Raw genomic sequence first — 11,947 nt, 5'->3', positions numbered from 1 at the left:
AACTTGCACCGCCGCGGGTTCTCAGCGGTCTTCTCGCGAGGACGCCCTGATGCCGTGTATTGGCATACATCAAGAAGGGCGCCCGGAGCGAGAAGGCCGCTGAGGTTCCGCCACCCGCACCGCCAAGCAAGCCATTCTCACAGTCCTATGCCGGATGACGGTGCCCCTCACTCGGCGCCCTCCCGGGTGCGGTGGGCGTGCCGGGGCGGGGTCGTAGAGTGCGAACAGCGAATCCGCCGACGGGAGGCGACGTGATGCGGTCCGGTTCCGCCTGGGCGGACGTGGTCGGCCAGGCCGAGGCGGTCGACGTCCTCCGGGACGCGGTGGCCGCGGCGGCCCGCCAGGTGCGCGGCGAGGACGTCGCGCCCGGTGCGATGACGCACGCCTGGCTGTTCACCGGCCCGCCCGGCTCGGGGCGTTCGGTGGCCGCGCGGGCGTTCGCCGCCGGACTCCAGTGCACCGACGAGGAGCTGCCCGGCTGCGGCCAGTGCTCGGCGTGCCGCACCGTGCTCGCCGGCACCCACGCCGACGTGCGGGTGGTGGCGCCCGAGGGGCTGTCCATCTCGGTGGCCGAGATGCGGTCGCTGGTGCAGGCCGCGGCGCGGCGCCCCACCACGGGGGACTGGCGCGTGGTGCTGATCGAGGATTCCGACCGGCTCACCGAGGGCGCGTCGAACGCGCTGCTCAAGGCCGTCGAGGAGCCGCCGCCGCGGACGGTGTTCCTGCTCTGCGCGCCCTCCGACCACCCCGAGGACGTGTCGGTGACGATCCGCTCCCGCTGCCGGGTGCTGTCGCTGCGCACCCCGCCCGCGTCGGCGATCGCCGAGGTCCTGGCCGAGCGCGACGGCGTCGATCCGCAGCGCGCGGAATGGGCGGCGTCGGTCTGCGGCGGCCACATCGGCCGGGCGCGCCGGCTCGCCACCGACGAGCAGGCCCGGGAGCGCCGCGAATCGGTGCTGCGCATCCCGCTGGGGCTGCGCCGGTTCGCCGACGTCTTCACCGCCGCGCAGGGCTTGGTCAAGCTCGCCGAGACCGAGGCGGTCACGGCCAACGAGGAGCGCAACGAGAGCGAGAAGGAGGAGCTCAAGACGGCGATGGGCGCGGGCGGCACCGGCAAGGGCACCGCCTCGGCGACCCGGGGGGCCAACGCCGCGCTCAAGGAGCTGGAGAAGCGGCAGAAGTCGCGCGCCACCCGCTCCCAGCGCGACTCCCTCGACCTCGCCCTGGTCGACCTCGCCGGGTTCTACCGCGACGTGCTCGTCGTCCGCTCCGGTGCCCGCACCGAGCTCAACCACCCCGATTTCGGCAGCACCGTGGCGAAGGCGGCCGGGGAGTGGACGGCGGAGTCCGCGCTGCGCCGCCTCGAGGCCGTCCTGGACTGCCGGGAGGCCCTCAACCGCAACGTCAAGCCGATCATCGCCGTGGAGGCCATGGTCGCCACCCTCCACGGCGGCTGACGCAACGCGGGTGACGTCGGTCAGGACACCGCCGGCCCGAGCCGATGGGAAGGGCGGAGCCGTCACGAAGCGGAGGCCGCCATGAACGAGACCACCTGCACCGCGCCGGAGCTCACCGAGCTCGGCAGGTTCGCCGCCGACACCCTGGGCGGGCTGGGCAACGTCCTGGACTACGTCGGCCTGTTCAGCCTCTGACCCGCCCGCCGAACCGCGCGGGAACGACACGAGCCGCCACACGTCCAGGTGATCTTTGTCCAGGTGAGGGGCACCCTTGCCCAAGTAACTTGGGCAAGGGTGCCCCTCACTCAGCACTCGTCCGGGTGATCAGCGGGGGTGATCAGCGGCGGCGGGGGACGGCGGCGACGAGCACGGCGCCGAGCAGCAGGAGGGCCGTGCCGGTCCAGAACAGCGGCACGGCGTGGTAGGCACCGCTGGTCTCGGCCAGCGGTGGTCCGGTGGGTGCGCCGCCGCCCGGTGTCGGGTCGGGGGCCGGGGCGGCGGCGGGAGCGGTGCCGGGTGGTGCGGCTGCCCCGCACTCGATCCCGCCTTCCGGGGCGCCCGCCCGCACCACCTGTTCGCCGAAGCTGATCCGCACCAGCGAGGTCTCGACGCCGATGGGGTGGCCGCGCAGCAGTTGCAGGTCGAACATCCGCGCCACCCCGCGCACCTCGGTGCCCACGGTGGCCTGGTCGAACTCGCCGATGCTCAGCCGCAGCAGCCCGAGGTCGAGCGCGTCGAGCGGCACGTCCAGCTCGGGCCGGGCGGCGTCGAGCACGCCGAGCTCCCGGCCGCCCTGCGACACCCGCAGCACCGGGGCCGCGTACTCGACGGTGGAGGTGGCCGGGTCGCCGGTGGCGGTGGCGGTGAGCGTCGGTCGGCTCACCACGTCGATCCGCAGCTCGACCGGGGTGCCCGCGAACAGCCGGACGCTGGCGACCTGCACCGACGAGGTGGAGCGCACCGCCTGGCCCTGCTGGCCGGGGACGTCGACGAGCCGCACCGTCGAGCGCGCCGAGAGGGCGTCGGGGACGTGCAGCAGCGAGCCCAGCCCGTCGGCGTCCGGCTGCTGCCCGTCGAGGAGTCCGCCGAGCCGCCGCACCTCGGGCGCCTCGGGGAGCTCGGGCAGGGCGTTGACGGCGGAGACGCTCGCCAGCGACGTCGAGGCGTCCGAGATCGTGCCGACGCAGGGTCCGGTCCGCTCGTCCCACCGGGCGTGCGCGCTGCCGTCGACGAGCCCGAGCCGCAGCAGCGGGTCGAGCGGGGTGGCGGGCACGAAGCTGTTCGTCACCGGCTCGGGGTGGTCGGGCAGCGCGGTCTGCGCCAGCGCGCCGGGCAGCGTCGGCACCCGCCCCAGCAGCGACACCCCGATCGGCGAGGACTCGGCGACGGACCGCTCGTGCGCGAAGTACGAGGTTGAGTTCGCCTGCGCCACCGCCCGCCCCATCCCGACCTCGGCGACGGACTGCGGTGGCAGCGCCTCCTCGAACTCCGGGTCGTCGACGATCGTCCCGGTGGGCACCGTCTTCGGCAGGAGCCGCACGATCCCCAGCAACGTGCCCGCGTCCGCGACGATCGGCCCCGGTGCGTCGTCGGGCTGCGAGGCCGGGGGCTGCGACGGGTCCTCGGGGGCGGGGATCGGCGTGGTCGGCAGCGAGGACGGCTCGTCGGACTGGCCGATCGCGGCGGGGGCGGACACCCCCGCCACGGCCAACGACACCAGGGCGCAGACGGACCATCGGCGGATCGGGCGGGCTGGGCGCATCCGGCTTCCTCCCCGGCAGGCATGGGTGACCGACGTCACGCACGCTCAACGACCCGACCCCGTTCCGGTGACGCCCGCCCCCACGGCGGTCCGCCGAGGCCGACCCGCTACACTCAACGACGACGCTGCCGCCTTAGCTCAGTCGGCCAGAGCGACGCACTCGTAATGCGTAGGTCGAGGGTTCGATTCCCTCAGGCGGCTCGCTCGAAAGACCGCAGGACCACCCCGGTGGCCTGCGGTCTTTCTGCTCTCCGCCTCGGGATGTCCGGGAGGAGTTGCGGCTCATTGCTCCCCGGGTCGGCGTGGGACCGGCGGTGAGGCGGGGGTCGTGCCGTCGCGGAACCTGCCCGGGCGGAAGTCGTCGAGCAGCGGCTCGTGGCCGCCCAGCACTTCCCGGGTCACCGCCTGTCCCAGCAGCGGGGCGAGGGTGACGCCGCTGTGGGTCGCGACGACGTACAGCCACGGCTGTTCCGCGCTCGGGCCGACGATGGTCAATCCGTCCGCCGGCATGACGCGTTGGCCGACGACGAGTCGTTCCACCCGGGCGCTTCCGGTGCCGTGGAGCGTCTCGCGCAGGCGCCGTTGGAATTCCGCGGCGAGTGCGGAGTCCGGCGCGGGGACGTGGTCGGGGTCGGCTGCCACGTCCAGGTCCAGCGCTTGCAGCAGCAGCCGTCCCCCGTCGTGCGGGCGCACGTTCAGCCGTGGTGTGGTCACGACCTTGTCCAGCGACGTGGCCACCGGGTCGGTCGTGGCCAGGTACCCGACGGTGACGTCGCCCGGCTCGCTGAACTGGAGCAATGGAACGTGCGCGCCGGCCAGCGCGGCGACTTCGCCGGTCCAGCGGCCGGCTGCGACTACGACCGCGTCGGCGGCGAAGGCTCGGCCGTCCGCGGTGCGGACCGTCGCCCCGACGTCCCCGGGTTCCAGCGCTACGACGGGTGTTCGGGTGTGGATCTCCGCTCCGGCCGCGCGTGCCCGGCCGAGCATCGCGTCGAGGTAGGCCAGCGGAAAGACGTGGCCCTCTTCCGGGAAGAACGCCACCTTGCGCGTGCCTTCCGGCACTCGCAGGTCCGGAACCGACCGCCGGGCGCGTTCCGCGCTGAACTCCTCGACGGGGTAGCCGTGCTCCCGGAGCCGGTCGATCCGGCCGTCGAGGTGCCGCTGGTGCGCCTCGTCGGCGGCGATCTCGAGGTGGCCACCGGGGACGAACCAGGGCGCGCCGTCGCGGGCCAGTTCGTGGTGGGCCCGGACGCCGGCGGCGTTGAGGGCGAAGTAGGACGTCGGTTCCTTGCCGTTCGCGTTCACCCAGGCGTACGACGTCGCGGTGGCGCCTCCGCCGCTGCGGCCTCGCTCCAGGACCGTGACCGCCGTTCCGCTCTCGGCGAGGCCGGCCGCGATCGACGCGCCGACGATGCCCGCTCCGATGACGATGACGTTCATCCTTCTCCCTTCCACTGGCCGTCCGTGGGCGCCACCGGTTGCGTCGGCCCGGAGCCCGTGCGGTCGAGGACGGCGTGCGCGACGAGGAGGCAGACGGTGCTGGCCACGATGCCGTGCACCGCGTACGGGATCGTGGTGTCGAGGACGTGCGCGGTGGTGCAGCCGAGGAGACCGCCGACGATCCCGGCCAGCGCGGTGCCGGACCGCAGCCTCCCTCCCCGCCGGTGCAGGAAGTAGCCGATGAAGAGGGGGGCGGCCAGCACGGACGCGGAGTAGGCGTAGGTCGCGACCAGCCAGGTCAGCGCGGTCGGGAAGAGGATGGCCAAGAGCGCGGCGAGAACCGTGACGACGACGGAGAGCAGGCGCGACAGGTGCACCAGCCCGGTCCCCTCCCGGTTCCCGAACAGGTCCACGTAGATGTCCTGCACGGCGTTGGTCACCACGGACTGCAACGCGCTGCCGGTGGTCGAGATGATCGTGGCCACCAAGAAGGCTGCGTAGAGCGCCAGCAGGAGCGGGGGGATCTGCGTCAGCATCCAGCCTGCGGCCATCTCGGGGTCCGCCAGGCCGGGGTTCAGGGCCCGCGCGGACATGCCGATGATGAAGGCGTAGGCGCCGGAGGCGAGAACCAGCGCCGCGCTGATCAGCAGGCTCCCGCGGGTCTGGCCGATGTCCCTGATCGAGAAGATGCGCTGGTAGTACATCTGGTTGGTCAGGGTTCCGGGGACGAGCGCGAACATCCACAGCAGGACCGTGGACGCTCCTGCCGCGCCGAGTCCTTCGGGGAACGAGGTCAGGGTCTCCGGGACGGCGCTGGTGATGCCGCTCCACCCACCTGCCATGTTCAGCACGTAGCCGGCGATGGTGACCGACACGATCACCATGACGACGCCGAACAGGAAGTCGGTCCACGCTACTGAGCGCAGCCCGCCGGGCAGCACGAACACCAGGGTGACCGCGCCCATGATGACGGTCAGCCACGTGGTGGACAGCCCCATGATCCCGGTGAACAGGGAGGCGAAGGCGACGAACTGGGTCGCCAACCACCCGAACGGGACGACGATGGAGGCCAGCGCGGCCAGGACCGTGATCGCCGGGTGCTCCGCGTACAACCGGCGCAGGATCCCGGGCACCGTGGAGAACTCCTGTTCGCGCAGCCAGCGGGCGATGCTGGTGAGCAGCACCATGCCGACGAAGAGGAAACCCGGGTAGAAGAAGTAGGCCCAGCCGGATTCGTAGGCGAGGCCGACGTGGGCGACCAGCACCCCGCCACCGACGGCGGTGGCGAACTGGGTGAAGACGGTGACGTAGAGGGGGAGGGACCGGCCGGCCACGAGCCAGTCGTCGGCGGCGTGGACCCGGCGGCTGACGAGGACCGCGGTGACGACGCCCGCAGCCAGCAGGACCAGGGTGGCGACGACGATCAGCGGGGTGCTCGGAATGGTCATCCGGCCACCTCTCCGGTGGTGGCGTAGCGGGCCGGGTCGAGGTGGGTGATGGTGTGGTCGGTGGTGCCGTCGACGACCAGGTCGGCAGCGATCTCCCCGAGCACGGGTGCCATCTTGAAGCCGTGCCCGGAGAATCCGGTGAGGACGGTGGTGTTCGGCAGTCCGGGGAGGTGCCCGGCGATCGCGTGGCCGTCCGGGGTGAAGGAGTCGGCGTAGCCGCCCACCCGGACCGGGTCGGGGTGGACTCCCGGCAGGAACCGGGTGACCGCTTCGCGCATGGCGGCGACCAGCTCCGGTGCGGGGTTGCGGGTGATGTGCTCGGCGCTGGGGATGCGGGGGCGCGGCACGCTGTGCAAGCTGACCTTGACGGTGTCGCCGTCGACGGCCGGGAAGCTGGTGTAGGCGGTAGGACCGCTGCGCAGGACGATGGGGGTGCGTTCGAGCCCGAACTCGCCGGGCCGGCGCTGTTGGAACCACATCGTGGTGATCTGGTGCACTTCGAGCGGCAGCGCTGCCGACTGGGCGAGTTCCGTGGCCCAGGGGCCGGGTGTCAGCAGGACGCGATCGAAGCGGTGCTGCCCTTCGGGAGTGCGCAACCGGACGCCGTGGTCGTCGGCTTCGATGCCCTGCACCGGGCAGTAGCGGTGCACGGTGGCACCGAGCGACTCGGCCCGCGTCGCCGCGGCGATGACCGACTTCTCCGGGCGCAGCACACCCGCGGTGCGGTCCAGGAAGACCGTCTCGTCGGGCTCGACGGGAAGCTGCGGGAACCGCTCCATCGACTCGGTGGGTGAGAGTTCCTCGTGCGGGAGGTCGAAGGCGGCTGCGCAGGTGCGGACCATGTCCAGGTCGGGGTGGCCTTCCGGGGCGATGGTGAGGCCGCCGGTCCGGGTCAGCAGCGTGCTGCCCGTCTCGGTTTCCAGGGTGCGCCACCCTTCCAGTGCGCGGCGCAGCAGCGGTACGTATTCGGCCCCCTCGCGGTAGGCCGTCCGGAAGATGCGGGTCTGGCCGCCGTACCCGCCGCGGTCGTGCCCCGGGGCGTAGGCGTCGAATCCGACCGCGGCGATGCCGCGTCGGGCGAGCTGCCACAGGGCCATCGCGCCGACGGTGCCGGTGCCGACGACCGCGATGGTGGGCGAAGTGGACGTCATCGTCCCTCCTCTGCGTGGAACTGCTCGGACTCGACCGACTGCTCGATGAACAGCCGGAAGGCATGGGGGGAAAGGGCGCAGGTGAACAACTCGGCCAGGCCGCCACCGCGCAGGTAGGTCTCGCGGCGGAGGTGGAGCAACGCGGCACCCGGTTCGACCCGCAGCGCGGACGACTCCTCCGGTCCGGCGACCACGGGGCTGATGTACAAGCGGGACCGCGAGACCGGAACACCGATGCGGTGGAAGTAGGCCAGCGTGGTCAGGGGCGCCAGGTCCTCCTGGAGCAGCCGGGGCGCCACGGAGAACGGGATGATCGCCGACTCCACGGCCGCGGGAACGCCTTCGGCGTCGTCCTTGACCCGCCGCAGGTGGATCACCGGTTCGTCCGGGCCGACACCGGGCAGCTGTTCATCGAGGTCGTCGGCAGGCAACACGAGGGCGTCGAGCACCCGGTGCGCCCCTTCGATCTCAGGGCCCCGCGCCACGAGGTCGGTGAAGCGGAGCAGGTTCGCGGCAGCTCCGCCACCGGCGACGACCGTGCCCGCCCTCCTGCGGCGGTTCACCAGCCCCGCCTGCGCCATGTCGGTCAACGCGCGCTGCACGGTGGACCTGCTCACCCCGTACCGCTCGGCCAGTTCGCGCTCGGTCGGCACGGAAGCGCCCGAGGGCAGCTCCCCGGAGCGGATCGCATTCTCCAGGTCGGCCCGGATCCGAGCGTGCGCGGGAACTCGCGACATGACAGTAGACCTGACCATTCCGATAATGACCGGTCAATACGCCATCGGAGGGGCCGCGGGCCGAGCGGACCCACTGGTCACGGCGGCGCGGGAAGCCCCGTGAATCGATTTCGTCCGCCACGCGGGGGCCATTCGGAGGTGCCTGGAGGTGCGAAACGGGCGACCGGCTGGCACGTCCGGACCGATGCCACCGCGGAGGGGCGAGCCGGCTCGCCGATCCTCCGTTCGGCGGCCGCGACCGACCCGTTCGAGGTGTCCGCGACCGTTCGGCCCTCCGGGGCCGACCGGCCCGGGTGATCGCGCTGCGGGACGCGGGTGGTGGCAGGTCAGCGGTGCTCAGCCACCACGGGTTCGCTGCCGAAGACCAGGACAGGCGCCCGGAAGCCACGGCGCCACCCACGCGAGGAGGCAGCACCATGGACGAGACCGCTTACACCGCCCCGGAATTGGCCGAGATCGGCGACTTCGCCACCGAAACCCTCGGCGGCGGGGGTTACATCTTCGACGTGCTCTACGTGATCCGCTGGTGACGTTCCCCCGGGGCGGGCGGCCCGGCTGTTCGCGCTGCGCGCCCCGGGAACCGCCACCGCCGACGACGGGGGAGAACCATGGACGGGACCACCTACTCCGCGCCTGAATTGACCGAGGTCGGGGAGTTCGTCGCCGACACCCTCGGCGGTTTGCTCGGCCACCAGTTCGACTGGCTGCGCGTGTACTCCTGAGTTTCCGCGCATCCCGGCCCGGTCTCCTCGCGGGGAGGCCGGGCCGCGGTGTGCCTGGGGTTGCACCTTCCGCGACGGCATGTGGTCCGGTGGACTTGCGTCCCGATGCCCCGAGGAAAGGTCCCTGCTCATGCATTCGTCCTTCATGCCACCCCGTCAGGTCAAGATCGGCGACGCGGCGGCCTTCGTCGGCACCACGCCACGGGCGATCCGCCACTACCACGAGATCGGCCTGCTCCCCGAGCCCGAGCGGGGCGGCGATGACCGCCGCCGCTACGGGTACGAGGACATGATCCGCTTGCTGTGGATCCGCAAGATGGCCGACGCCGGGATCGCCCTGGACGACATCCGGGACGCCGTCACCACCGGCACGGCTTCCGCCGGTGCGGACAGCGGAGAAGGCATCGCGGGCACCCTGGAGCGGTTGGAGGAAACCCTCGCCGAGCAGGAGGCGGAATTGCGGCGGCAACGGACCGCCGTGCAGCGGATGCGCACCGAAGGCAGCCGGATGGGCCTGCTCTCGGACTTCGTCACCGAACGCCTCAAGAACCTGCCCGAGGGCTCCCTGCGTCAGGAGGACCTGGACAGCCTGCTGGTCACCGAGCGGATCTTCGGCCCGCTCGGCGCGGCCGTCCAGGCCACCCGCTTCGTCGCCCTGGCCACGCACCCCGCTCTGCGGGCGGAATCCGACCGCATCGATGACGCCGAGGAGGCGCTCGACGACGGCGTCGCCGTCGACGATCCACGGGTGGCCCAGGTGGCCGTCGAGCGGCACGCCTTCGAAAACGCCCTGCTGGCCGCCATCGAGGAGTCCGGCCTGGACGACGACGATGCCCTCTTCGACGCCTGGGACGCTTTGCACCCTGCCCCCGCCGATGACGGCGAGGCCGACCTCGGCAGGCGGGAGGCTGGCTCCATGAGCGCGTTCGAGGCCGCCGGCAAGATGCCCTACGACTTCTCCCCGGCCCGCCTGCGCTGCATGGAACTGGTGCTAGAACTCTCCGCCCAGGACTCACCCGCCACCTCGAACACGGCCCAGTACCAGTAGCCGTCCTGCCGACGGCTCACGGTGCGGGGATGGCCGACCGGTGGGCGCGGTTCCGCGCGGCGGTTGTGGTCGGGGTTCGTCGTGCGGCTGCGCAGTAGGCGGTGATCAGCGGGAGTTCGTCGGTGGTCCAGGTCGACGGGGGCGGTAGCGGCCGTGCCGCCTCGGCGGGTTGGGGTGGGCCGGAGGCGTTCGCGGCTTGGTAGAACTGCCGGTCCGTTCCGCGCAGGGCGATGCAGGACAGGCAGGGCGTGTGCTGGCCCGGCCGGAGGGCGTCGAGTCGCGTGGTGCGCGCCCAGTCGCCCCGGAGCGGGTGTCCGCACACGGCCCGTCCGGCCCGCGTGCTCAGGTGGAACCGGGATTGGTCCGGTGAGATCACCCAGTGCGCGGTTCGCCTCGGGGAGGGGATCGGAGCCGTCGTCCGCTCGGTGGTCGGGGCGGTTTCGCGGCTGCCGTAGTCGGCCGGTGGGTAGCGGTGGAGGGCCAGTGCCACCACCACGAAGGGGAGCACCAGGTCGGCGACGAGCACCCCGGCCAGCGGGTTCACCGGGGGTCCGCCGTCGCGTCGATGACCAGCGGTGCGGTCGGTGTGGTGCCGTGGGCGGTGTCGCGGAGGATCGCGGCCAGCACGTCGGCGGTCCGCGCCAGCTCGTCGAGCTGCTGCGTGGTCGGGCGGTAGCCGCCGTCGATGTTCTGGGCCATGCAGCCGAAGGCGAGTACCGCCGCCTGCATGTTCACCAGCAGCCGCCCCAGGTTCGCGCTCACCGCGCACCCGCCGACCGCCGCCGGACCGGCTTCGCCGAGGTGCGCGGCTTCGGTGGCATCGGTACGCCCGCGAGTTCGTGCGCGTGCACGTCGCATCGCTCGCAGGTCGGCCACAGCCACGCAAGGACCGTGTCGGCTGCGGTGACGCTCGCACCGCACAGCGTCGTGACCTGCTCGCCGTCGTGCCACTTCGCCGCCTTCGTCGCGTGCCGGTGCTCGTGCGCCGGGCACCAACTGAACGGATGGGGTCGGTAGTTCATCGCTTCCGCCTCCCTGCGGGTGTCCCACCTCGCTGATCGCACCGGTCGGGGCCGGGCGGCGTCGTCGTGAGGCAAGCCAGCGTCGGGTAGAGCTCCATCTGAAGCCGCCTCCGTCATCGCCGAGTACCGGGTGCGTCGATGATCAGCAGCGTGGTTGAAAATTTTCACGAGAGCAATAGAGGGGCCACGTTGGTGGAGACTGTCCACTCTTTCGGGCGAAAGGCGGCACGCTAAGCTACGCAGGCGAAGTTGCTCGTCACCCGCTGTAGAGATGTGCGGAGGTTCCGGTGCCCGAGAACGGCGCGAACGTTCGGCAGCGCAAAGTTGCTCGTACGCTGCGCGAATGGCGCAAGTCGAAGGGCGCGACCCAGGACGATGTGGCGAAGCAGCTTCGCTGGTCGGTTCCGAAGCTCAGCAGGTTCGAGCGCGCGGACACGGTCGCGGGCCCGGCCGAGGTCATCGCCATCGGTACGGTCCTCCACATCGACGAGGCCGAGCGTGACCGCGTCGTCCGCCTGGCGATGGCTTCCTTCGAGACGAACTGGTGGAGCGCCTACTCCTCCGAGGTGGTTCGCGGCGACTTCGAGGACTACCTCGAAGTGGAGGCGGCAGCTACGAAGCTCCGCAGCTTCGAGATCCACCTCGTACCGGGCTTGATGCAGACGGCGGCGTACTACGACGCGGTCCTGCGCGAGGAATTCCGCACGTTGGAGAACGATCTCGTGGCCGCTCGCAGTCGGCTTCGCAAAGAACGGCAAGCGCGTCTCGACGATGCGGACCACCTGCTCGACTACCACGCGATCATCCACGAGTCGGCGCTTCGATTGCCTGTCGGTGGTCCCGAAGTCATGTACGAACAGCTGAACGCGATCCTTGCTCGTAGCGAGTTGCCGAACGTGACGGTTCAGGTCCTACCGGTATCCGCTGGGGCGTACCCAGGCTTCGGTACCGCGTACCACCGGGTCACCTTCGGGCCGGACCATGCTGAGGGCGTGTACCTGGAGAACTTGCACGATGGCCTCTACGTGGAGCAAGACGACGAGATCGAGGCGTATACCCTGGCCTTCGAGCGTCTGCGCGAACGAGCGCTCGATCCGGAGGCGTCAGCTCGGCGGATCGCTGAGATTCGCGATAGCTGGGCGTAGAGACAAGGAGTGACG

At 71.6% G+C, this 11,947-nt stretch carries 14 protein-coding genes and 1 tRNA gene; 7 read left to right on the top strand and 8 right to left on the bottom strand.

Going from position 1 to position 11,947, the window contains the following annotated elements; all coding sequences use genetic code 11:
• The first annotated feature begins 254 nt into the window (after nt 1-254).
• Nucleotides 255-1,457: a DNA polymerase III subunit delta' gene (locus ABD976_RS07005; protein WP_345359066.1), complete on the top strand. Its 1,203-nt coding sequence runs from the start codon at nt 255-257 to the stop codon at nt 1,455-1,457.
• Nucleotides 1,458-1,538: 81 nt separating this feature from the next.
• Nucleotides 1,539-1,652 carry a lasso RiPP family leader peptide-containing protein gene (locus ABD976_RS07000; RefSeq protein ID WP_345359063.1) on the top strand — a complete coding sequence of 38 codons (114 nt, stop codon included), beginning with the start codon at nt 1,539-1,541 and terminating at the stop codon, nt 1,650-1,652.
• Between the two features lie 142 nt (nt 1,653-1,794).
• Here the strand turns inward: ABD976_RS07000 and ABD976_RS06995 are convergent, their stop codons facing one another.
• Nucleotides 1,795-3,219, bottom strand: a complete 1,425-nt coding sequence (locus ABD976_RS06995; protein ID WP_345359060.1) for a hypothetical protein — start codon at nt 3,217-3,219, stop codon at nt 1,795-1,797.
• A 127-nt stretch (nt 3,220-3,346) separates the two neighbouring features.
• On the opposite strand from ABD976_RS06995, the gene ABD976_RS06990 reads away from it, so the two are divergent.
• A tRNA-Thr gene (locus ABD976_RS06990) sits at nt 3,347-3,420 on the top strand.
• Nucleotides 3,421-3,501: 81 nt separating this feature from the next.
• On the opposite strand, the gene ABD976_RS06985 is transcribed toward ABD976_RS06990, so the two are convergent.
• Genes ABD976_RS06985 through ABD976_RS06970 form a run of 4 tightly spaced genes read right to left on the bottom strand, consistent with a single transcriptional unit; the run spans nt 3,502 to nt 7,995 of the window.
• On the bottom strand, nt 3,502-4,659 hold the full coding sequence (locus tag ABD976_RS06985) for an NAD(P)/FAD-dependent oxidoreductase (RefSeq protein WP_345359058.1): 1,158 nt from the start codon (nt 4,657-4,659) through the stop codon (nt 3,502-3,504).
• Complete coding sequence (locus ABD976_RS06980; protein WP_345359056.1) at nt 4,656-6,107, bottom strand: sodium:solute symporter family protein; 1,452 nt, start codon at nt 6,105-6,107, stop codon at nt 4,656-4,658. Before ABD976_RS06980 ends, ABD976_RS06985 begins: the two co-directional genes overlap by 4 nt.
• Nucleotides 6,104-7,258, bottom strand: a complete 1,155-nt coding sequence (solA, locus tag ABD976_RS06975; protein ID WP_345359054.1) for an N-methyl-L-tryptophan oxidase — start codon at nt 7,256-7,258, stop codon at nt 6,104-6,106. Before solA ends, ABD976_RS06980 begins: the two co-directional genes overlap by 4 nt.
• Complete coding sequence (locus ABD976_RS06970) at nt 7,255-7,995, bottom strand: GntR family transcriptional regulator (RefSeq protein ID WP_345359051.1); 741 nt, start codon at nt 7,993-7,995, stop codon at nt 7,255-7,257. Before ABD976_RS06970 ends, solA begins: the two co-directional genes overlap by 4 nt.
• Nucleotides 7,996-8,411: 416 nt before the next feature.
• On the opposite strand from ABD976_RS06970, the gene ABD976_RS06965 reads away from it, so the two are divergent.
• The 3 genes from ABD976_RS06965 to ABD976_RS06955 all read left to right on the top strand — a co-directional run bounded on the left by ABD976_RS06965 (nt 8,412) and on the right by ABD976_RS06955 (nt 9,765).
• A complete protein-coding gene (locus ABD976_RS06965; RefSeq protein ID WP_345359048.1) occupies nt 8,412-8,525 on the top strand; it encodes a lasso RiPP family leader peptide-containing protein in 114 nt (37 codons plus the stop codon).
• Between the two features lie 78 nt (nt 8,526-8,603).
• On the top strand, nt 8,604-8,717 hold the full coding sequence (locus tag ABD976_RS06960) for a lasso RiPP family leader peptide-containing protein (RefSeq protein ID WP_345359045.1): 114 nt from the start codon (nt 8,604-8,606) through the stop codon (nt 8,715-8,717).
• A 145-nt stretch (nt 8,718-8,862) separates the two neighbouring features.
• Entirely contained in the window at nt 8,863-9,765 is a 903-nt protein-coding gene (locus ABD976_RS06955; protein ID WP_345359042.1) for a MerR family transcriptional regulator, read from the top strand.
• A 16-nt stretch (nt 9,766-9,781) separates the two neighbouring features.
• Here the strand turns inward: ABD976_RS06955 and ABD976_RS06950 are convergent, their stop codons facing one another.
• From ABD976_RS06950 to ABD976_RS06940, 3 genes are read right to left on the bottom strand one after another with little or no spacing between them, the layout of a single operon-like run.
• Nucleotides 9,782-10,309 (bottom strand): hypothetical protein, encoded by a 528-nt coding sequence (locus ABD976_RS06950; protein WP_345359039.1) that lies wholly within the window; start codon nt 10,307-10,309, stop codon nt 9,782-9,784.
• Nucleotides 10,306-10,527, bottom strand: a complete 222-nt coding sequence (locus ABD976_RS06945) for a hypothetical protein (protein WP_345359036.1) — start codon at nt 10,525-10,527, stop codon at nt 10,306-10,308. Before ABD976_RS06945 ends, ABD976_RS06950 begins: the two co-directional genes overlap by 4 nt.
• Nucleotides 10,524-10,787, bottom strand: coding sequence for an HC3 family zinc finger protein (locus tag ABD976_RS06940; protein WP_345359034.1), 264 nt, complete (start codon nt 10,785-10,787; stop codon nt 10,524-10,526). The genes ABD976_RS06945 and ABD976_RS06940 overlap by 4 nt, the downstream gene beginning before the upstream one ends.
• A gap of 287 nt (nt 10,788-11,074) precedes the next feature.
• Here ABD976_RS06940 and ABD976_RS06935 point away from each other — a divergent pair, with 287 nt between their 5' ends.
• A complete protein-coding gene (locus tag ABD976_RS06935; protein ID WP_345359031.1) occupies nt 11,075-11,932 on the top strand; it encodes a helix-turn-helix domain-containing protein in 858 nt (285 codons plus the stop codon).
• Nucleotides 11,933-11,947 lie beyond the last annotated feature (15 nt).

The organism is Saccharopolyspora cebuensis (genome assembly GCF_039542665.1).
In the GTDB taxonomy this organism is placed as follows: Bacteria; Actinomycetota; Actinomycetes; order Mycobacteriales; family Pseudonocardiaceae; genus Saccharopolyspora; species Saccharopolyspora cebuensis.
The sequence above is the reverse complement of the archived record's forward strand: the minus strand, read 5'-3'. Positions and strand labels throughout refer to the sequence as shown.

Excerpts from the sequence above, each read along its gene's own strand:
- ABD976_RS07005 (WP_345359066.1), top strand. The coding sequence starts at position 255 with ATGCGGTCCGGTTCCGCCTGGGCGGACGTGGTCGGCCAGGCCGAGGCG.
- ABD976_RS07000 (WP_345359063.1), top strand. The coding sequence starts at position 1,539 with ATGAACGAGACCACCTGCACCGCGCCGGAGCTCACCGAGCTCGGCAGG.
- ABD976_RS06995 (WP_345359060.1), bottom strand. The coding sequence starts at position 3,219 with ATGCGCCCAGCCCGCCCGATCCGCCGATGGTCCGTCTGCGCCCTGGTG.
- ABD976_RS06985 (WP_345359058.1), bottom strand. The coding sequence starts at position 4,659 with ATGAACGTCATCGTCATCGGAGCGGGCATCGTCGGCGCGTCGATCGCG.
- ABD976_RS06980 (WP_345359056.1), bottom strand. The coding sequence starts at position 6,107 with ATGACCATTCCGAGCACCCCGCTGATCGTCGTCGCCACCCTGGTCCTG.
- solA (WP_345359054.1), bottom strand. The coding sequence starts at position 7,258 with ATGACGTCCACTTCGCCCACCATCGCGGTCGTCGGCACCGGCACCGTC.
- ABD976_RS06970 (WP_345359051.1), bottom strand. The coding sequence starts at position 7,995 with ATGTCGCGAGTTCCCGCGCACGCTCGGATCCGGGCCGACCTGGAGAAT.
- ABD976_RS06965 (WP_345359048.1), top strand. The coding sequence starts at position 8,412 with ATGGACGAGACCGCTTACACCGCCCCGGAATTGGCCGAGATCGGCGAC.
- ABD976_RS06960 (WP_345359045.1), top strand. The coding sequence starts at position 8,604 with ATGGACGGGACCACCTACTCCGCGCCTGAATTGACCGAGGTCGGGGAG.
- ABD976_RS06955 (WP_345359042.1), top strand. The coding sequence starts at position 8,863 with ATGCCACCCCGTCAGGTCAAGATCGGCGACGCGGCGGCCTTCGTCGGC.
- ABD976_RS06940 (WP_345359034.1), bottom strand. The coding sequence starts at position 10,787 with ATGAACTACCGACCCCATCCGTTCAGTTGGTGCCCGGCGCACGAGCAC.